15 protein-coding genes are annotated in these 18331 nt (G+C 55.5%); 10 read left to right on the forward strand and 5 right to left on the reverse strand.

What is annotated here, in order from left to right:
- The first annotated feature begins 3 nt into the window (after positions 1 to 3).
- The 4 genes from DY252_RS20450 (at position 4) to DY252_RS20465 (ending at position 5558) form a co-directional block, all read left to right on the forward strand.
- On the forward strand, positions 4 to 1011 hold the full coding sequence (locus DY252_RS20450) for an ABC transporter permease (RefSeq protein WP_064788658.1): 1008 nt from the start codon (positions 4 to 6) through the stop codon (positions 1009 to 1011).
- Complete coding sequence (locus tag DY252_RS20455; protein ID WP_008889682.1) at positions 1008 to 1835, forward strand: ABC transporter permease; 828 nt, start codon at positions 1008 to 1010, stop codon at positions 1833 to 1835. The genes DY252_RS20450 and DY252_RS20455 overlap by 4 nt, the downstream gene beginning before the upstream one ends.
- Positions 1828 to 3459, forward strand: a complete 1632-nt coding sequence (locus DY252_RS20460; protein ID WP_008889681.1) for an ABC transporter ATP-binding protein — start codon at positions 1828 to 1830, stop codon at positions 3457 to 3459. Before DY252_RS20455 ends, DY252_RS20460 begins: the two co-directional genes overlap by 8 nt.
- A 92-nt stretch (positions 3460 to 3551) precedes the next feature.
- The gene (locus tag DY252_RS20465) at positions 3552 to 5558 is read left to right on the forward strand and encodes a CocE/NonD family hydrolase (RefSeq protein WP_064788657.1); all 2007 of its coding nucleotides are present in this window, start codon (positions 3552 to 3554) and stop codon (positions 5556 to 5558) included.
- Positions 5559 to 5605: 47 nt separating this feature from the next.
- Here DY252_RS20465 and DY252_RS20470 read toward each other — a convergent pair whose 3' ends face one another.
- The 3 genes from DY252_RS20470 to bcoG form a co-directional block, all read right to left on the reverse strand.
- Positions 5606 to 6544 carry an alpha/beta hydrolase gene (locus DY252_RS20470; RefSeq protein WP_129542780.1) on the reverse strand — a complete coding sequence of 313 codons (939 nt, stop codon included), beginning with the start codon at positions 6542 to 6544 and terminating at the stop codon, positions 5606 to 5608.
- Positions 6545 to 6671: 127 nt separating this feature from the next.
- Complete coding sequence (locus DY252_RS20475; protein WP_064788656.1) at positions 6672 to 8123, reverse strand: carnitine 3-dehydrogenase; 1452 nt, start codon at positions 8121 to 8123, stop codon at positions 6672 to 6674.
- Positions 8123 to 9070, reverse strand: coding sequence for a 3-dehydrocarnitine:acetyl-CoA trimethylamine transferase BcoG (gene bcoG, locus DY252_RS20480; protein ID WP_231959698.1), 948 nt, complete (start codon positions 9068 to 9070; stop codon positions 8123 to 8125). The genes DY252_RS20475 and bcoG overlap by 1 nt, the downstream gene beginning before the upstream one ends.
- A gap of 13 nt (positions 9071 to 9083) precedes the next feature.
- Here bcoG and DY252_RS20485 point away from each other — a divergent pair, with 13 nt between their 5' ends.
- On the forward strand, positions 9084 to 10121 hold the full coding sequence (locus DY252_RS20485) for a GlxA family transcriptional regulator (protein WP_165374929.1): 1038 nt from the start codon (positions 9084 to 9086) through the stop codon (positions 10119 to 10121).
- A 9-nt stretch (positions 10122 to 10130) separates the two neighbouring features.
- Here DY252_RS20485 and DY252_RS20490 read toward each other — a convergent pair whose 3' ends face one another.
- Positions 10131 to 11063 (reverse strand): L-lactate dehydrogenase, encoded by a 933-nt coding sequence (locus DY252_RS20490; protein WP_064788654.1) that lies wholly within the window; start codon positions 11061 to 11063, stop codon positions 10131 to 10133.
- A 657-nt stretch (positions 11064 to 11720) separates the two neighbouring features.
- On the opposite strand from DY252_RS20490, the gene DY252_RS20495 reads away from it, so the two are divergent.
- Together DY252_RS20495 and DY252_RS20500 are read left to right on the forward strand one after the other, a co-directional pair.
- Positions 11721 to 12992: an aromatic ring-hydroxylating oxygenase subunit alpha gene (locus DY252_RS20495; RefSeq protein ID WP_064788653.1), complete on the forward strand. Its 1272-nt coding sequence runs from the start codon at positions 11721 to 11723 to the stop codon at positions 12990 to 12992.
- Positions 12989 to 14122, forward strand: a complete 1134-nt coding sequence (locus tag DY252_RS20500; protein WP_082923449.1) for an FAD-binding oxidoreductase — start codon at positions 12989 to 12991, stop codon at positions 14120 to 14122. The genes DY252_RS20495 and DY252_RS20500 overlap by 4 nt, the downstream gene beginning before the upstream one ends.
- A gap of 72 nt (positions 14123 to 14194) precedes the next feature.
- On the opposite strand, the gene DY252_RS20505 is transcribed toward DY252_RS20500, so the two are convergent.
- The gene (locus tag DY252_RS20505) at positions 14195 to 15244 is read right to left on the reverse strand and encodes a GlxA family transcriptional regulator (RefSeq protein ID WP_064788652.1); all 1050 of its coding nucleotides are present in this window, start codon (positions 15242 to 15244) and stop codon (positions 14195 to 14197) included.
- Positions 15245 to 15661: 417 nt separating this feature from the next.
- Between DY252_RS20505 and DY252_RS20510 the strand changes: the two genes are divergently transcribed.
- From DY252_RS20510 to purU, 3 genes are read left to right on the forward strand one after another with little or no spacing between them, the layout of a single operon-like run.
- Entirely contained in the window at positions 15662 to 16411 is a 750-nt protein-coding gene (locus DY252_RS20510; RefSeq protein ID WP_064788651.1) for an electron transfer flavoprotein subunit beta/FixA family protein, read from the forward strand.
- 20 nt (positions 16412 to 16431) lie between these two features.
- Positions 16432 to 17367 carry an electron transfer flavoprotein subunit alpha/FixB family protein gene (locus DY252_RS20515; RefSeq protein ID WP_064788650.1) on the forward strand — a complete coding sequence of 312 codons (936 nt, stop codon included), beginning with the start codon at positions 16432 to 16434 and terminating at the stop codon, positions 17365 to 17367.
- 35 nt (positions 17368 to 17402) lie between these two features.
- Positions 17403 to 18260: a formyltetrahydrofolate deformylase gene (purU, locus tag DY252_RS20520; protein ID WP_064788649.1), complete on the forward strand. Its 858-nt coding sequence runs from the start codon at positions 17403 to 17405 to the stop codon at positions 18258 to 18260.
- Positions 18261 to 18331 lie beyond the last annotated feature (71 nt).

The following is an 18331-nucleotide window of genomic DNA, read 5'->3' on the forward strand; positions in this document are numbered from 1 at the left end:
TTCATGGCCAATCCCTTGGCCGGCGTACGAGCCACGCGACACAGACTGAAAGAAACCCATCCGTTATCGGTACTGATTGCCGAACGTCTGGGTTTGAGTTTGTTGTTGCTCTGGGCTGTATCAATTCTGATTTTTGCCGGAGTCGAAGCCCTTCCGGGCGATTTTGCCGAAACCTATCTTGGTCAGTCTGCAACACCGCAGGCGATTGCCAATATCCGCGCCGACCTTGGCCTGGATCGACCGATTACCACCCGCTATTTCGAATGGCTTGGCGGTGTTGTTCAAGGCGATTTTGGCAACAGCTGGGCCAGTGGTGCACCGGTGACAGAACAAATCACCAAACGCCTTGGCAACTCGCTGTTTCTTGCGTTCTTCGCCGCGGCGATTTCGGTCCCGCTTGCGGTTGGGCTTGGCATGGTGGCGGTTCACTATCGCAACCGTATTCCTGATCGGGTGATCAACGTTCTGTCGCTTGCAGCAATCTCCCTGCCGGAATTCTTCATCGGCTATATCCTGATTGTGTTCTTTGCCGTGCAGATGGGTGTCGCGACTTTCCCGTCCACGGTCTATGACAATATGGGCTGGTCGGAACGACTGGCCGCAATTGCCCTGCCGACGGCAACCCTGGTGATGGTGGTGCTTGCACATATGATGCGCATGACCCGTGCAGCCATCATCAGTGTGATGTCATCGGCCTACATGGAAACGGCCGAGCTTAAAGGCCTTGGCGCCTTCAAGGCGATCGTCAAACACGCGGCGCCGAATGCCATTGCCCCGATTGTCAACGTGGTGGCGCTTAACCTTGCCTATCTGGTGGTGGGTGTTGTCGTGGTCGAGGTTGTCTTCGTCTATCCCGGCATGGGCCAGTATATGGTTGATGCCGTGACAGTGCGTGACATGCCCGTAGTGCAGGCCTGTGGGCTTATCTTTGCGGCGGTGTATATCCTGCTCAATATGGTGGCCGATATCGTCGCCATTGTCGCCAATCCGAGACTGAGGCATCCGCGATGAGATTACGTGAAATCCCGCTGACCGCCTGGATCGGAATTCTGGGCATTCTGTTTGCTTTTGGCTGTGCCGTCTTTGCCCCGCTCATCGCGCCCTATGGGGAACGCGAAATTGTTGCGGGCGTTTGGGAACCGGCCAGTGACCTTTATCTTCTGGGCACCGATAACCTTGGCCGTGATCTTCTGTCACGGCTGATTTACGGCGCGCAGACAACCCTGTTTGTGTCGCTTGCGGCATCGATCCTTTCGTTTTCCATCGGCATTTTCCTGAGCTTCACGGCCGCGGTTTCCGGCGGCCCGATTGATCAGGGATTGTCGCGTCTGAACGATCTGATGATGTCGATCCCGACACTGATTTTCGCCCTCGTGGTGTTGGCCGTCCTGCCGCAAAACATCTTCATCCTGATTGCCGTGATGGCCATTCTCGACTCAACGCGTGTCTATCGTCTGGGCCGCGCGGTGGCCCTTGATGTTGCAGTCATGGAGTTCGTCGAGGCTGCCAAACTGCGCGGTGAAGGCCGGATGTGGATCATCTTCCGTGAAATTCTGCCCAACACGCTTTCGCCGCTTTTGGCCGAATTCGGGCTGCGTTTCGCGTTTTCGATCCTGTTCCTGTCGACACTTTCCTTCCTTGGTCTTGGCATTCAACCGCCCGCCGCCGACTGGGGTGGCATGGTCAAGGACAACAAGGATGGCATCATCTTTGGCATTCAGGCTGCCCTTATTCCGGGTGGCGCGATTGCGGCGTTGGCTGTCTGTGTCAACATGGTTGTCGACTGGTTGCTGAAACGTACTTCCAGCCTGAAAGGAGGCCGCGGCGATGTCTGATCTTTTATCGGTACGCGATCTGCGCATTGGCGCGACCATCTTCCCGCCGGGCGAAGCCCCGATGGATATCGAAATCGTCCATGGTGTTTCCTTTGATCTGCAAAAGGGCAAGGTGCTTGGCCTGATCGGGGAATCCGGTGCGGGCAAATCCACCATCGGCCTTGCGGCACTGGCCTATGGCCGGGGTGGTGTGCGCATCACGGGCGGTGAAGTCCTGCTTGATGGCCAGGACATCCTGCCGCTTGATAAAAAGGGGATCCGCAAGATCCGTGGGGCACGTGTCTGTTACGTTGCCCAATCGGCTGCGGCATCGTTTAACCCGGCGCACAAGCTGGGCGATCAGGTGATTGAAGCCACGGTCGAACACGGCCTGATGAGCCGGGATGAGGCCCGCAAACGGGCCGACTACCTGTTTGAAATTCTGGGTCTTCCCGACCCCAAGAATTTCGGCAACCGTTTCCCGCATCAGGTTTCGGGCGGGCAGTTGCAACGTGCAATGACCGCCATGGCACTCTGTTCCAAACCGGAACTGATTGTCTTTGACGAACCGACCACCGCCCTTGACGTGACCACCCAAATTGATGTTCTGGCCGCGATCAAGAATGCGATTGAAATGACCGGCACAGCCGCCCTTTACATCACCCACGATCTGGCCGTTGTCGCCCAGATTTCCGATGACATCATGGTGCTGCGCAATGGTGAAACCGTCGAATATGGCCCGGTCCAGCAGATCATTGAAAACCCGCGTCAGGAATATACCAAGGCGCTGGTCAATGTGCGCCAGACCAAACAGACCGAAGCCCGTGATCAATCCGATGCGTTGCTGAAAGTTGAAAACATCTCGGCGGCATATGGCAACGGGGTGCAGGTTCTTCATGACGTATCGCTGCATGTGCCGCGTGGTCAGACACTGGCTGTGGTGGGGGAATCCGGTTCGGGTAAATCCACACTGGCCCGTGTCATCACCGGATTGCTGCCGCCCTTCCAGGGCAGCGTCACATTCGGTGACGAGGAACTGTCCAACGCCCAAAAGGACCGGTCACGCGATCACTTGCGACGTATCCAGCTGATCTATCAAATGGCTGATACCGCCATGAACCCGCGCCAGACCGTCGGGCAGATCATTGGTCGTCCGTTGCAGTTCTATTTCGGCAAGCGTGGTGCGGAACGCAAAAAGGAAGTCATCAAACTTCTTGATGAAATCGAGATGGGTGAAGCCTTCTATGACCGCTACCCGGCCGAACTTTCCGGCGGGCAGAAGCAACGTGTCGCCATTGCACGTGCCCTGGCCGCGCAGCCGGAACTGATCCTCTGTGACGAGCCGACCTCGGCCCTTGATCCACTGGTTGCCGAAGGCATCCTTGATCTTTTGCTGCGTCTGCAAAAAGAACGTCAGGTATCCTACCTGTTCATCACCCATGACATCGCAATTGTGCGTGCAATTGCCGATTCTGTTGCCGTGATGCTGCAGGGCAAGCTGGTCGATTTCGGCCCGCGGTCCGAAGTCCTGAACCCGCCATTTGACGATTACACCGACCTTCTGTTGAAGTCGGTGCCGGAAATGGAACTGGGCTGGCTGGAAAAAGTTCTGGCCACTCGCAAAATGGAAAGTGCCGGTCACTAAAAACCGTGCGAAAACAAAAAAAGGCGGCCCGGATCATGGGCCGCCTTTTTGAATAAGCCCCACATAACCAATCCAAAGGACCACGCCCCAATATGTCCGACAGAAATTTCACTGTTATTGAAAACACCTTTATCACCATCGCAGACGGCACCCGATTGGCTGCCCGCATGTGGATGCCCGAAAATGCCGAAAACGATCCGGTTCCGACAGTGTTTGAGTTTCTACCCTATCGCAAGGGCGATGGGACCTGTGCGCGCGATGAGTCGACCTATCCCCAATTTGCCAAGGCCGGCATTGCCGGCGTGCGGATTGATATTCGCGGATCAGGTGAATCAGATGGTGTGATTGACGGTGAATATACCGAACTTGAACTGGCCAATGCTTGCGAACTGATTGCCTGGATCGCCGATCAGCCATGGTGCAACGGATCGGTCGGCATGATGGGAATTTCCTGGGGAGGATTTAACTGCCTGCAGGTCGCAGCCCTTAATCCTCCGGCGCTTAAGGCCGTGATTTCCATCGCATCCACCGTGGATCGCTACAACGACGACATTCATTACAAAAATGGCTGTCATCTGGGTGCGCAGCTTTCGTGGGCCGGCACCATGTTGGCCTATCAGTCACGCTCACCAGACCCGGCGCTTGTTGGCGATGACTGGCGCGCGATGTGGCTGGATCGTCTTAAGGAAGAACCGTTTTTCCTTGAGGAATGGCTGCAACATCAGACCCGTGATGAATATTGGAAGCACGCCTCGATTTGCGAGGATTTTGATGAAGTCAAAATCCCGTCGATGGTTTTGGCCGGGTGGGCTGATGGCTATCGCAACACGCCAATGCGCGCGATTGAAGGCATGCCAGACAGGTCCAAGGCCCTGATCGGCCCATGGGTGCACAAATACCCGCATTTCGCCTGGCCAAAACCACGTGCTGACTTCACGAGCGAAGCCATCAAATGGTGGAACAAGTGGCTGCGGGGTGATGATAACGGTATGGATGACCTGCCGCAGATGCGCGCCTATATCCTGAATGGCCCCAAACCGGCACCGCGCCGTGATTTTGATCCGGGCTTCTGGATTGCCAAGGACAACTGGTCGCAGCCGGAAACCAAAACCCTTTATGTCAATGACGGCAAGCTTGCCTTTGACGCCGCCGACGATGCGTCAATTGCGCCCGACATTTACCTGAAGTCACCGCTTGATACCGGCACCGCGGCGGGCGAGTACTTCACACTGAAACCCGATGCCGAAATGGCAATTGATCAGCGTCCTGATGACGCCGGATCGCTTGTCTTTGAAACCGCCCCGCTTGAGGCCGAGATCGACCTTCTGGGTCGTCCGGTGTTGCGGGTTGATCTGGAATGTGATGCGGACTGGTCAAACCTGTGTGCGCGTCTGGTCGATGTCCATCCGGATGGCACGGCAACCCGCGTATCGTTCGGTGTGCTTAACCTTGCTCATCGCGAGCTTGATGCCAACTATGCAGATCCAAAGCCAATGCCGCGTGGCCAGAAAGTCACCATTACGCTGGTGCTTGATGCCTGTGGGTATCGTTTCAATGCGGGGCATCGCCTGCGTCTGGCGCTTTCGACATCCTATTGGCCAATGATCCTGCCGCCGCCTTTTGATGCGGGCCTGACCATTGCGCCGTCTTCAATTGCGTTTGATCTGCCGTTGCTCGGCGCGCATGAAAAGATCGAGGTTAAGGAACCCGACAATCCCGATCCGCTGCCCAAATATATCGAACACAAACCGGGCCGGACGGAACGCAGCGTTCAGCGCAACCTGACGCAGAATGAAACGCGCTATCGCATCTATGAAGATACGGGTGTTAATGAACATCCGGACTCACGCCTGTCGACCCGCCAAGTACGCAGCGAAACCTGGACGATCAATCCGCTTGATCCGACATCCGTCACGGGTGAAGCCGCCTGGACCTGCGATCTTGAACGCGATGAATGGTCAGTGCGGACAGATTGCCACGCAGAACTGACATGTGACCGTCACAATTGGTATGTGTCGGCCTGGGTCATCGGTTATGAAGGCAGTGAACAGGTCTTTGAAAAAACTTGGGAAAAGACCATTCCCCGAAACTTCATGTAACCATCTTCACGAAAAAAGGGCCGGATGACCGGCCCTTTTTGCTATTCCTACTCAACCATAGTAGCGATGGCATCGCACAGATGCCCGAACGCTGTTTTTGCCCCCGGGCTCATATGCCTGGCACGCAGCCAGCCATGGATCATTTGCGGTTCTTCGCGGTACTGCACGGAAATACCTGCACGGGCAAGACGGGCGGTATATTCTCGACCGTCATCACGCAGCGGATCAAAATAGGCCGCTGTGATAAAGGTCGGCGGAAGTCCACGCAGATCATCGACTGAAAGCGCATGGGCAAACGGATCATCCATCGGTGCCTTCAGCACATCACGGTAATAAATCACGTCGTCAGTGCTCAGCCCCGGCGCATTGGCCATCTGCCCGTAGCTGGGCCAGTTCAAATCGCCACCAAGGGCCGGATAAATGAGGACCTGCCCCAAAACGCGATCGCCAAAACCTTCTTCGCGGGCCCGAACCGCGATCCCGGCGGCCAGCATGCCACCAGCACTGTCGCCAACCAGAACAATCTTCTTGCCCGATGCCAAAATACTTTGGGTCACCCGATGGCAATCTTCATGCTGAGCTGGCCAGATATGTTCCGGCGCAAGACGATAATCAATCGCGATCAGTTCTGCCTTTGCCGCCTCGGATATTTCCGCACAAATCGCATCATGGCTATCGCGCGAACCAACCACAAAGCCACCGCCATGCATATAGACGATCTTGTGGTGTGAGGTGCAATCGGCCGGGCGGTAATGGCGCACCGGTACATCGGCAATCACGTCATCTTCGACGTGCATTCCGTCCGGATGGGGGAATGCAAATTCAGCGCACAGAGCATCATACCAACTGCGTTGCTGGTCAATGGATGCCGCCACCGCATCGGGCGGATAGAACCCGTCGCATTTGGCGATAAAGGCACGAATGCCGTCTTCCTCCGGCATCGGGTCATAGGTCATTTTGGAAGAAACCTGATCGGAATTGGCCATCAACGGATCCTTGGTCAAAGACGTGATGGAGCAGCCTAACGCGGATGCCCCCGCAGTTAAAGACTGCAGGGACATGTCACAACGTTATTGTGAACTGGTTCGATGCAAAACGGATAAGGCATTCGGCCTAACCGATTGCACGCCCAAGCTGATCGGGTTTGGCTAGGCTTGCATGGCGTTTGGCCATTTCAGCCAGATTGGTTGCCACCACACCGCCGGGCTCGGATGTGCGGCGGGTTTTAATATCCACATGCAACAACAGGGTTTCCACGGTTGCGGCCACAGCCCCCTCATCATTGATCAGGCGATGGAACAGATGAAGCTTCTTGCCTTCGCCGTTGATCAGTTGTGTCGTGACCCGAATATGATCCCCGGCACTGATTTCGTTCAGGTAGCAAACGTGGGTTTCCACGGTGAAATAGCTGCCGCCGTTGGCAATGTAATCGGCGTCCGCACCGATCATCTCCATGAAGCGGTCGCTTGCCTGTGCGCTGACTTCAACATAGTGGGCTTCGTTCATGTGCCCGTTATAGTCGGTCCAGCTTTGCGGGATCTGTCGATCGCCCGTCACCGGAAGATCATCCATCGGCATCGGTTCAGGCAGGGACGCTTCATGATCATTGATCGTACCACCTGCACCACTGCCCGATTTTTTGAGCGCACGCATCATACCGACAAGGTTGTCATCGCGCAGGCGCTCAAGGTCGCGGATGCTCATATGGCCAGATTGATCATCTGATTGCTGCGCAATACGCGCGGTCAGTTCCGGAGTCAGTTCCGGCACATCCATAAGCTTCGTCCATGGCCATTTAAGTGCCGGTCCGAACTGCCCGATGAAATGTTCCATCCCGGCCTCGCCACCAGCAATGCGATAGGTTTCAAACAATCCCATCTGTGCCCAGCGCAACCCAAAGCCATAGCGGATGGCGTCATCAATTTCCTCGGTTGTGGCGACCTCGTCATGAACAAGCCACAGCCCTTCGCGCCAAACGGCCTCAAGCAGTCGGTCGGCAATATGGGCGTCAATTTCCTTGCGCACGACAAGTGGCTTAAGCCCGACGGAGCGCAGCAAATCACACCCCGCCTCAAGCACCGATGCGTCGGTCGCAGCCGACGGCACCACTTCAATCAAGGGCAACAGATAAACCGGGTTGAACGGATGGGCGACAACGATCTGTTCGGGTTTGATCGATCCTTGCTGCAACTCACTTGGCTTAAAGCCCGACGTCGATGACCCGATCAGGCAGTCCGACGGGGCATGGGCCTGAATTTGTGCGAGGATCTTGTGTTTAAGCGCAAGCTGTTCGGGCACGCTTTCCTGAATCCACTGCGCATCAGAAACGGCTTTTGCCAGGTCGTCATGGAAAGTCAGCGTACCCTCATCAGGCAAGGAGCGATCATACAGTGCGGGCAGGCTGCAGCGCGCATTGGCCAGTACTTCGTTGATCTTGCGTTTTGCCTGTGGATCGGGGTCGAAAACCGCGACATCCCAGCCATTTAGCAAAAAGCGCGAGGCCCAGCCGCCACCAATGACACCACCGCCAATGATTGCAGCTTTTTTGTTTGTACTAGTGGACATTAGCGTGGTTCCCGCTTGGTCAGGCCAAGCTTCTTGCGGACCGCATCCGGGCCAATCACGGTGGTCCCCATGCCTTCGATAATGCCAACCGCGCGCTCAACTAGTTGGGCGTTGGTGGCAAGCACGCCTTTGGACAGATAGATATTGTCTTCCAGACCAACCCGGACATTCCCACCAGCCAGAACCGATGCCGCAACATAGGGCATCTGATCACGTCCAATGGAAAAGGCCGACCAATTCCAGTCAGAAGGCACATTATTGACCATCGCCATAAAGGTATTGAGGTCATTGGGCGCGCCCCACGGAATGCCCATGCAAAGCTGCACCAGAGCCGGACTTTCAAGAATGCCTTCACTTACCAGTTGCTTGGCAAACCACAGATGGCCGGTATCGAATGCCTCGATCTCGGGCTTGACGCCAAGATCGGTCATCATCTGACCCATGGCGCGCAACATGCCCGGCGTGTTGGTCATGACATAATCGGCCTCGGCAAAGTTCATCGTGCCGCAATCAAGGGTGCAGATTTCCGGCAGGCAATCGGCGATGTGAGCCATGCGTTCAGTGGCCCCGATCATGTCAGTCGCGGCTTCATTAACCGGAAGCGGCGCCTCGGTGGAGCCAAAGACGATATCCCCGCCCATGCCGGCGGTCAGGTTCAGAACAACATCAACATCCGCGGCACGCACCCGTTCGGTCAGTTCGCGGTAATATTTCAAGTCACGTGACGGTGCCCCGGTTTCGGGATCACGGACATGGCAATGCACCACGGCCGCCCCGGCCTTCGCCGCGTCAATCGCGCTATTGGCAATCTGTTCGGGGGATCTTGGCACATGCGGGGATTTGTCCTGTGTTCCGCCAGACCCTGTAACGGCGGCGGTAATGAAGACTTCCTTGTTCATCGAAAGCGGCATGATGGCCTCACTGTTTTTGCAATCATTCTCTGCCATCAGGATATCTCGATTGCCGATATTGATTTTACATATTCCGTCATTTACTTTTCTGATCATGCCAAGCACGCATCATCGATTTGTCTTTGTCCTGTTTGACGGATTTTCCAATCTGGTTCTGGCCAGTGCGCTGGAACCGTTGCGCGCAGCTGCAGGCCTGCCGAACGGATCCGACATCCGTTGGGATATCTGCACAATTGACGGAACACCCGCGACAAGTTCCAGTGATCTTGTCATCACGCCCAGGGCTGCCCTGAATGCCATCCCCGATCCGACGCGGATTGATTATCTGGTGGTGATATCGGGCTATGATATGCGCCAACATTTATCTTCGCGTACCCGCGCACGACTGCAAAATGCTGCGCAACATGCCAACACCGTGATCGGTGTCGATACCGCCGCATGGTTGCTGGCGTCGTGCAATATGTTGGCGGGCAAATCGGCAACCATCCATTGGCAGGAACTTGATCAGTTCCGTGAACAGTTCACCGATGTCACCGTATTGACCGATCGCTTTGTCGAAGACGGTAAAATGATCACATCCGGGGGGGCCGCAACCGTCATGGAAATGATGCTGCACATCCTCGCGCGGCAATATGGGCCAGCGGTTGCCTTTGATGTCAGCAATCTGTTTGTCTATGATGCCTGTCATCAGCGGCACGGCGCCCCCAATATATCTGGACGCGGCGCAGACAGGTTACATGGTCCGAGCGCGGATCATGTAAGGCGTGCGGTTGCCGAAATGATCGCCCATATCGAAACACCGGTTGCGCTGAAATCCATCGCGAGCCACGCGGGATGTTCGTTGCGCAGTCTGGATCGCGCCTTTCAGGAAAATCTTCAAATGGCGCCGGGCAAATATTATCAGATGCTGCGCCTTGGCCGGGCCCGTGATCTGGCAAGATCAACCGACATGAAGCTTGCCGATATCGCCCTTCAAACCGGGTTCAAAAGCCACGCGGCACTCAGCCGGGCCTATGCGCAGGCCTTTGGCACAACCTTGCGCGCCATGCGCAGCAAACGTCGACCTGCCGCGATCATAGGCACATAACAGACCACGTTACAGCCGAATTGACTCAACACTGTTCTTCAAAAGCCGCGCACTTTTTTCAAGGCCGTCACGCTCTGCACTGACAAGGTCAGGCATCAGATCGGTCTCAATCCCTTGCGCCCCGACCACGCGGGGAATGGACAGTGCAACGTCCTTGACCCCGACAATTTCGGGGGTCACGCACGATACGGTCAGAACGTCATGCTGATCCCGAGCAATCGCCTTGATGATCCGCGCCAAGCCGGCCCCGATCCCGTAATAGGTCGCCCCCTTGCCCTTGATGATTTTATAAGCTGCATTGCGCACACCATCATCAATGGTGGCACGTACATGTTCTGTAATCGGGGATCCGACCTGGGCGGCAATATCGGCCAGTGAAAGCGATCCCACCTTGGCATTCGACCAGGCCAGAACTTCGCTGTCGCCATGTTCGCCAAGAACATAGGAATGAACCGATTGCGGCGAAATGCCCAGATGACGCCCCAAAAGACTGCGGAAACGGGCAGTATCAAGGATGGTCCCCGAACCGATCACGCGGTTGGCAGGCAACCCGGATATCCGTTGCGTGATCTGGGTCATGATATCGACCGGGTTCGACGCAATCAGGAGAATTGCGTCAGGCGCCACCGCAAGAACATTGCCGACCACGTCCTTGAAAACGGCTGCGTTTCTTTCCAGCAAAGCCAGCCTGCTTTCACCGGGTTTCTGACTGACCCCGGCGGCAAGGATGATCACCGATGCCCCGGCAAGCCCGACATAGTCAGCCGCCTCGACGATTGTTGAGGATAGAAAGGGCACTGCGTGCGCAATGTCTTCGGCTTGGGCGACGGCCAGATCATGGTTCTGATCAACCAGAACCACCGAACTTGCGAGTCCCATGACGGCAAGCGCATAGCCCGCCGAACTTCCGACCATTCCGGCCCCGACAATTCCGACTTTCATCACCCGAATCCCCAATTTTCACAGTTTGTTGTAATGATGATGCCATTGCCCTCCAGCAAGGTCAAAAAAGCAAGGAAATCTGCCGCTGCACATTGAAATTTCTCCAGACAAAGGCCACCTAGCCGGTATCGCGTGCCTGACAATGATAACTGCGTCGCAAAACTACTGCCCAATTGACTTATGCTTTCTCCCTTAGCGACCTCATTTAGAAATAGATTTTCGGATCGCTCACTCTTTACTGTGGGCGTGCCAAAGAGCAGGTTACCTGCCGGCGGAGTAGAGGGAGACTTTGGGTGCAACTGACAGCCCGCAGACCAGCACGTAAAGCGTACGTGAACCACTTTTCGTATTCGCCTTTGGTTGCGAATACAAATCGTGCCTGCACCTTGGGGATTGCGGGGCACGGGTTACTGCGTTCGGGTTCAACACACAGTGCAAGAACACCAAACTGTCAGCTACCTCGGCAATACCAACTTACTCGCGCGCAGTTAGCCACCGAAGACGTCCAGGAAATAAGCCCGAGGCCGGAGACAACCGGTTTCAATTGTCTGTACACCGATGAACGCGTTCGGTGATATGCTTACGCCCTGATGCAAACGGCTAGCCATGCACAGGATTCCATCCAGATACCATTGAGAAAAGCCGAGGTATCCGACCATGCATTCTTCTGACATTCAAAAACTCGTCGCCCGCCGCCAGACATTCAAAAGCCTTGAAGCACCGTTTTACAGTGACCAGGGTATTCTCGATCTGGATATGGAAGTGATCTTTGGCCAGAACTGGATTTTTGTTGGCGTAGAGCCGGAACTTCCGGAACCGGGCGACTGCGTCACCGTTGAAATCGGCGGCGCGTCAATCCTGATCCTGCGTGGCGACGACATGGGGATTCGTGCCTTCCATAACGTTTGCCGTCACCGCGGTGCGAAACTGATCGACGAACGCCAGACCACGATTGGCAATATCGTCTGCCGGTATCATGGCTGGACCTATAACGAGGATGGCGACCTTATCCTTGCCGAACACATGGGATCGGGATTTGATAAAAGCTGCCATGGCCTTAAAACGGTCCATGTTCGTTCCATCGCTGGCCTGATCTTTATCTGCCTTGCCAAGGATGCACCGGCCGATATCGAAGACATGGCCAAGGTCATGGAACCCTATCTTGCGCCGCACGATCTTGCCAACTGCAAGGTCGCCCACGTTTCCGAACTGATCGAGGAAGGAAACTGGAAGCTGACCATGGAAAACAACCGCGAGTGCTATCACTGCGAGGGCAACCACCCACAACTGACCGTGCCGCTCTCGGAATTTGGATTTGGCTTCTCGCCTGATGAACTTGATCAGCGCCGCTCCGAAGACGTTGCGAAATATAGCCAAACCATCGCCAATGACCATGCCCGCTGGGAAGCGTGCGGTCTGCCGTCCGCCGAACAGGATCATTTGTCGAACGTGACCGGTTTCCGCACCATGCGTCTGCCGCTGATGCGTGAAGGGGAATCGCATACTCTTGATACAAAATCAGCCTCCAAAAAACTGCTTGGCAATTTCACCGATGCCAAACTTGGTGGCCTGAGCTTCTGGACGCATCCGAACTCCTGGCACCACTTCATGGCCGACCATGTGGTCACGTTCAGTGTCCTGCCGCTATCGCCGAACAGAACGCTAGTGCGCACGACCTGGCTGGTTCACAAGGACGCGCACGAGAACGAGGATTACAACCTTGATAACCTCACCCATGTGTGGAACATGACCAACCAGCAGGATGCAGACCTTGTGCGTCTTGCCCAGATTGGCAGTGAACAACCTGCATACGAACCGGGCCCCTATTCCAAGTTTACCGAACCGCATGTCGAGGCGTTCTGTGACTGGTACATCAAGCGTCTGGAAGACCACTTTGCATCGACCAAAGCCGGGATTGCCGCAGAATGACCGACAAGAACACCACTGACAGCAACAAGGGCAATGAAGCCCCGGTGGAAGAAATTCTGACCGAAGTCACCCGGGTCCCGCTTTGGGACCCGGAGAATGACGACGTTCTTGTCTGCCGTCAGGTGCGTCAGGAAACGCATGACGTAAAGACCTTTGTCTTTTCTGCGCGCGAACCGCGGGCGTTTCGTTTTTACCCCGGCCAGTTCATGACCTTTGAACTGCCGGTCGATGGCATGATTACCCGTTGCTATACCATCTCGGCCTCGGCAGCCCGCCCGTACCGTATTGAAATTACGGTTAAACGGGTTCCGGGTGGCCCGGGTTCGAACTGGCTGCATGACAACATGCTCCCGGGCAAGGAAATCAATGTCTCTGGCCCGGGCGGCGAATTTACCGCCGATGCAACCGGTGAAGAGAAGCTTCTGTTCATTTCAGCAGGCAGCGGCATCACCCCGATGATGTCGATGACACGTACCGCCTGTGACCTGTCAGAACCGACCGACCTTCATTTCGTTCATGCAGCGCGCACGCCGTCTGATCTGATTTTCCGTGATGAACTTGCCCTTCTGGCGTCACAAAACCCGACGCTCAAGGTTGCTCTGACCTGCGACAGCACGTCTGCAAGCCATCAGTGGACCGGCTATACCGGCCGTCTGAGCTTGGCGATGTTGTCGCTGATGTCGCCCGACTTCAAGGATCGCAAGGTGTTTTGTTGTGGACCGGGCCGCTTCATGGAAGGGGTTCGCAACATGCTCGAAGAAGCCGGCTTCGACATGGGCAAGTATTATGAGGAAAGCTTTGATTTCGGGGCCGAGACTGCGGGCACCTTCGAAGAGCACGCCTCTGTCGCACCGGAAATCAGCGAGCAAACCTTCCGTGTCAGCTTCAGCAAGACCGGTCATGTGGTCGAATGCAGCCCGGGGATGACCATCCTGTCGGCTGCCAAGGAAGCAGGCCTGATGCCGATGTCATCCTGTCAGCGCGGCATTTGCGGCACCTGCAAATCCAAACTGGTATCGGGCGATGTCGATATGAATCATGGTGGCGGCATCCGTCAGCGCGAAATTGATCAGGGCAAGATCCTGATTTGCTGCTCCACCCCGCTTTCCGATGTCGAGGTCGAGATTTAATACGCTCGGCAATCTCTGGCGCATCAATTCAAACGCCCTGCTTACCTTCACAGTAAGCAGGGCGTTTTTTTATTATGCCCCAGCCTCAAGCTGCGGTGCGTCTTCGACCATCGCACTGGACGCCAGTGAATCCGGGATCGGGCGGCGCAATGCCTGTGGCGTACAGCCATAACGACGGCGGAACATCCGGCTAAGGTGCGACGAGTCGCAAAAGCCGCAATCAACCGCAATCTGGGCAACCGACTTGTCGCTTTTCTCGATCAGGTGCTGGGCCAGATCAAGGCGGATATTCAGAAACGCCACCTGTGGTGATGTATCAAGTGCCATCCTGAAATGCCGTTCGATCTGGCGTTTGCTATTGCCCATGCGGCGCGCAATTTCCTGAACCGAAATCGGCATGTCGATATTTTGTTGCATGATCAAAAGCGCGCGCTGCACGATCTGATCCTGCGTCTTCAAATCAAGCGGGATGCCCGGCTGCGGTTTTTCCGCCTGAAGGGCATCGTCAATAATCATGATATGCAGGCTTTTATTCGCCTGCGCCCGCCCGACATGCTTGTCCACCAGATAGGCCGCCAAATGTGCCGAACTGACCCCACCCGAACAGGTCAACCTATCCCTATCGACCACGAAAATCTGTTCGGTTACCGGGTCAAGCCCTTCGAACTGTTCGACAACTTCGGAATGATGGAACCAACTGACACAACAACGATACCCGTCAAGAAGCCCGGCCTCATGCAGCATAAAGACCCCGGTGCAAACACCGACAAGCGGCACCCCGGCCGCGGCCGCCTCATGCAGGAATTTCTGATAAGCCGGGCTCAGCTTCTCGGCGTCATCCATCAGCCCGCCAACAACTACGATATAATTGAACCGCCTTGGATCGCCCAAGCGTTCCTTGGGCTGCACCGCGATGCCGCTACTTGATGTGATCGGGTCCATCGTGTCGGACAGAACCGTCCATTTACACAGGATCGGACGACTGCGATCCCCTTCGTCTGCGGCAAGACGCAGAACATCAACAAAATTGGCGAAGGCGCACAATGTAAAGCGTTTTGCGAGGATAAAACCGACGGTTAAACGCGGCGCAGTCTGGGCACGTGCTTCAGGCTTCTTGAGCATCGGTTCCTCCGATACAGACAAGGTTACCGGCTTTGTCGTAGCGGTAATCTCACTTTGACGCAAACATTCTATTTTTTGGCGCAAAAAGTCGCCAGATTACTTTTCATGATACCGAAGGGTATGTCGGCTAAGCAAGAGAAACACAGGGTCACGGCAGAATCAACAATCGGATTGCGATCAAGATGCCAAAATCGGCAAACAGTACATTCGCGCCCCGGAATGATCGCCAGAAACGTGTCCAAATTGCCCCGACCCCGGAAACTCGGCATCCAGAATTGCACCACGGTCAATATCGCCTCCGGTAGTGTCGCATCGCGTAACGCTTCCAGTCTTTGAAACTTACATCGGGTTGCTGCAAGACGCACCCACCCCGGGCCAAAAGTTTGTTTGATCCGGATTTCGTCAGAGAGGGAAATGATGAAGGTTCTCGTACCGGTCAAACGGGTCGTCGACTACAACGTGAAGATCCGCGTCAAGGCGGATGGTTCCTGTGTCGACCTTGCCAATGTCAAAATGTCGATGAACCCCTTCGACGAGATCGCGGTCGAAGAAGCCATTCGCCTTAAGGAATCCGGTCAGGCTGACGAAATCGTCGCCGTTTCGATTGGTCCGGCACAGGCACAGGAAACCCTGCGCACCGCCCTTGCCATGGGTGCTGATCGCGCCATCCTGGTCACGGTTGATGGTCCGGTTGAGCCGCTTGACGTCGCGAAAATCCTCAAAGGTGTTGTGAACGCCGAGGAACCCGGCCTTGTCATTCTGGGCAAACAGGCGATTGACGACGATGCCAACCAGACCGGCCAGATGCTTTCGGCCCTGCTTGGTTGGTCACAGGCAACTTTCGCCTCCAAGCTGGAACTCTCGGCTGATCATGCAAAAGTAACCCGCGAGGTTGACGGCGGTCTTCAGGCCATCAGCGTCAGCCTCCCGGCAATTGTCACCGCCGACCTTCGCCTGAACGAGCCGCGCTATGCGTCGCTTCCCAATATCATGAAGGCAAAGAAAAAGCCGCTCGATACCAAAACCGCCGCTGACTTTGGCGTTACCGTTGCCCCGCGCCTGCGCCTGATCCGGGTTGAAGAACCCGCAACACGCAAGGCTGGCATCAAGGTTGCCGACGTTGCCGAACTCACCGACAAACTCAAGAATGAAGCTGGCGTCATCTGACCCAGGCGGAGATTGAAATCATGGCTATTCTTCTTTTTGCCGAACACGATAACACCACCCTGTCCGAACAGACCGCAAAGGCCCTGAGTGCTGCAACCCAAATCGGCGGCGATATTGATATTCTGGTCGCGGGCGCGGGCATTGGTGCGGTTGCCGATCAGGCATCCAAACTTGCCGGTATTCGAAGCGTCCTGGTCGCTGACAACGACGCACTTGCAAACCATCTTGCCGAAAATGCAGCCAACCTGATCGTTTCACTTGCGGACGATTACGACACCATCGTCGCCGCCGCAACGGCGAACGGCAAAAACATTCTGCCGCGTGTTGCCGCCCTGCTCGATGTCATGCAGGTGTCCGAGGTGATGGAAATTGTCGATGCCGATACCTTCAAACGCCCGATCTATGCCGGTAACGCCATCGAAGTGGTGCAAAGCACAGACACCAAAAAGGTCCTGACCATCCGAACCTCAAGCTTTGGCGCAGCCGAGGCTGGCGAAAGCACTGTCGAAATCAAGCCGGTTGACGCGGGCAGTGCGAATAGCGGGAAATCTTCCTTCCTTGAAAACATTCTGTCGGAAAATGATCGGCCGGAACTAGGATCTGCCAAGATTATTGTTTCCGGTGGCCGTGCCCTTGGTTCGGAAGACAAGTTCAAATCCGTCATCACGCCATTGGCCGACAAACTTGGCGCCGCCGTTGGCGCATCGCGTGCGGCTGTCGATGCGGGCTATGCCCCCAATGACCTTCAGGTTGGTCAGACGGGTAAAGTCGTTGCACCTGACCTATATATCGCATGTGGTATTTCCGGCGCGATCCAGCATCTGGCGGGTATGAAGGATTCCAAGATCATCGTTGCCATCAATACCGATGAAGAAGCTCCGATCTTCCAGGTCGCAGATTACGGCATTGTCGGTGATCTGTTTGAAATCCTGCCGCAGCTGGAAAACCAGCTTTAACATTCAACACGAGACATCAAGACGGAACCAAACCAGTGAATGATACCTCTTATATCCTTCGTGTTGCCTGTGATGATCAGCCGGGCATCGTTGCGACCGTTACCTCTGCTCTGGCCACGCGCGGCGCCAATATCGCCGAGTCCAACCAGTTCTGGGACCGCCACACCAACAAGTTCTTCCTGCGTGTTGCGATCATCACACCGGCAGATATCGACAAGGAATCTGTTGCCCTGTCGCTGAACCCCGCGGTGGATCGCTTTAACCTGAAGCTCAAGATTGATGAAGTTGCACGCCGTCCGAGAATCATCATCATGGTGTCGAAATTCGACCATGCGATGCTGCACCTTCTTTACCAAATCAAGGTCGGCTGGCTCGACGCCGAAGTTGCGGCCATCGTTTCGAACCACGAAGATGCCCGCAAGGTCGCCGATCAGGAAGGTATTCCCTTCTACCACTGGCCGGTGAACAAGGAAAACAAGGCTGAACAGGAAGCCAAACTTGCTGACCTGATCAAGGAAACCAAGTCTGAACTGGTTGTCCTGGCTCGTTACATGCAGGTCCTGACCAACGAGTTTTCCAGCCAGTTCTATGGCATGATCATCAACATTCACCACTCGTTCCTGCCAAGCTTCAAGGGCGCAAAGCCCTATCATCAGGCTTACGAGCGCGGGGTGAAACTGATCGGCGCGACGGCACACTATGTCACGCCGGATCTCGATGAAGGCCCGATCATTGAACAGGAAACCGAACGCGTAAACCACGCGATGTCCGCAGACGATTTCGTCGCAGCTGGTCGCGATATCGAATCCCGGGTTCTCGCCCGCGCAGTTAAATACCATCTTGAAGGCAGGGTGATGCTTAACGATCACCGAACGGTTGTCTTCACTTTGTAGTAAACTTCGCAAAGGGGCCGGCTTTGACCGGTCCCTGACGCGTTTTCGCCATGCCGAGCACTGACAAACAT

This window comes from Thalassospira indica, from assembly GCF_003403095.1.
In the GTDB taxonomy this organism is placed as follows: Bacteria; Pseudomonadota; Alphaproteobacteria; order Rhodospirillales; family Thalassospiraceae; genus Thalassospira; species Thalassospira indica.

Coding starts and splice junctions, on each gene's coding strand:
- DY252_RS20465 (WP_064788657.1), top strand. CDS start 3,552: ATGTCCGACAGAAATTTCACTGTTATTGAAAACACCTTTATCACCATC.
- DY252_RS20450 (WP_064788658.1), top strand. CDS start 4: ATGGCCAATCCCTTGGCCGGCGTACGAGCCACGCGACACAGACTGAAA.
- bcoG (WP_231959698.1), bottom strand. CDS start 9,070: ATGGCAGAGAATGATTGCAAAAACAGTGAGGCCATCATGCCGCTTTCG.
- DY252_RS20495 (WP_064788653.1), top strand. CDS start 11,721: ATGCATTCTTCTGACATTCAAAAACTCGTCGCCCGCCGCCAGACATTC.
- DY252_RS20470 (WP_129542780.1), bottom strand. CDS start 6,544: ATGGCCAATTCCGATCAGGTTTCTTCCAAAATGACCTATGACCCGATG.
- DY252_RS20460 (WP_008889681.1), top strand. CDS start 1,828: ATGTCTGATCTTTTATCGGTACGCGATCTGCGCATTGGCGCGACCATC.
- DY252_RS20505 (WP_064788652.1), bottom strand. CDS start 15,244: ATGCTCAAGAAGCCTGAAGCACGTGCCCAGACTGCGCCGCGTTTAACC.
- DY252_RS20500 (WP_082923449.1), top strand. CDS start 12,989: ATGACCGACAAGAACACCACTGACAGCAACAAGGGCAATGAAGCCCCG.
- DY252_RS20515 (WP_064788650.1), top strand. CDS start 16,432: ATGGCTATTCTTCTTTTTGCCGAACACGATAACACCACCCTGTCCGAA.
- DY252_RS20455 (WP_008889682.1), top strand. CDS start 1,008: ATGAGATTACGTGAAATCCCGCTGACCGCCTGGATCGGAATTCTGGGC.
- DY252_RS20510 (WP_064788651.1), top strand. CDS start 15,662: ATGAAGGTTCTCGTACCGGTCAAACGGGTCGTCGACTACAACGTGAAG.
- DY252_RS20490 (WP_064788654.1), bottom strand. CDS start 11,063: ATGAAAGTCGGAATTGTCGGGGCCGGAATGGTCGGAAGTTCGGCGGGC.
- DY252_RS20475 (WP_064788656.1), bottom strand. CDS start 8,123: ATGTCCACTAGTACAAACAAAAAAGCTGCAATCATTGGCGGTGGTGTC.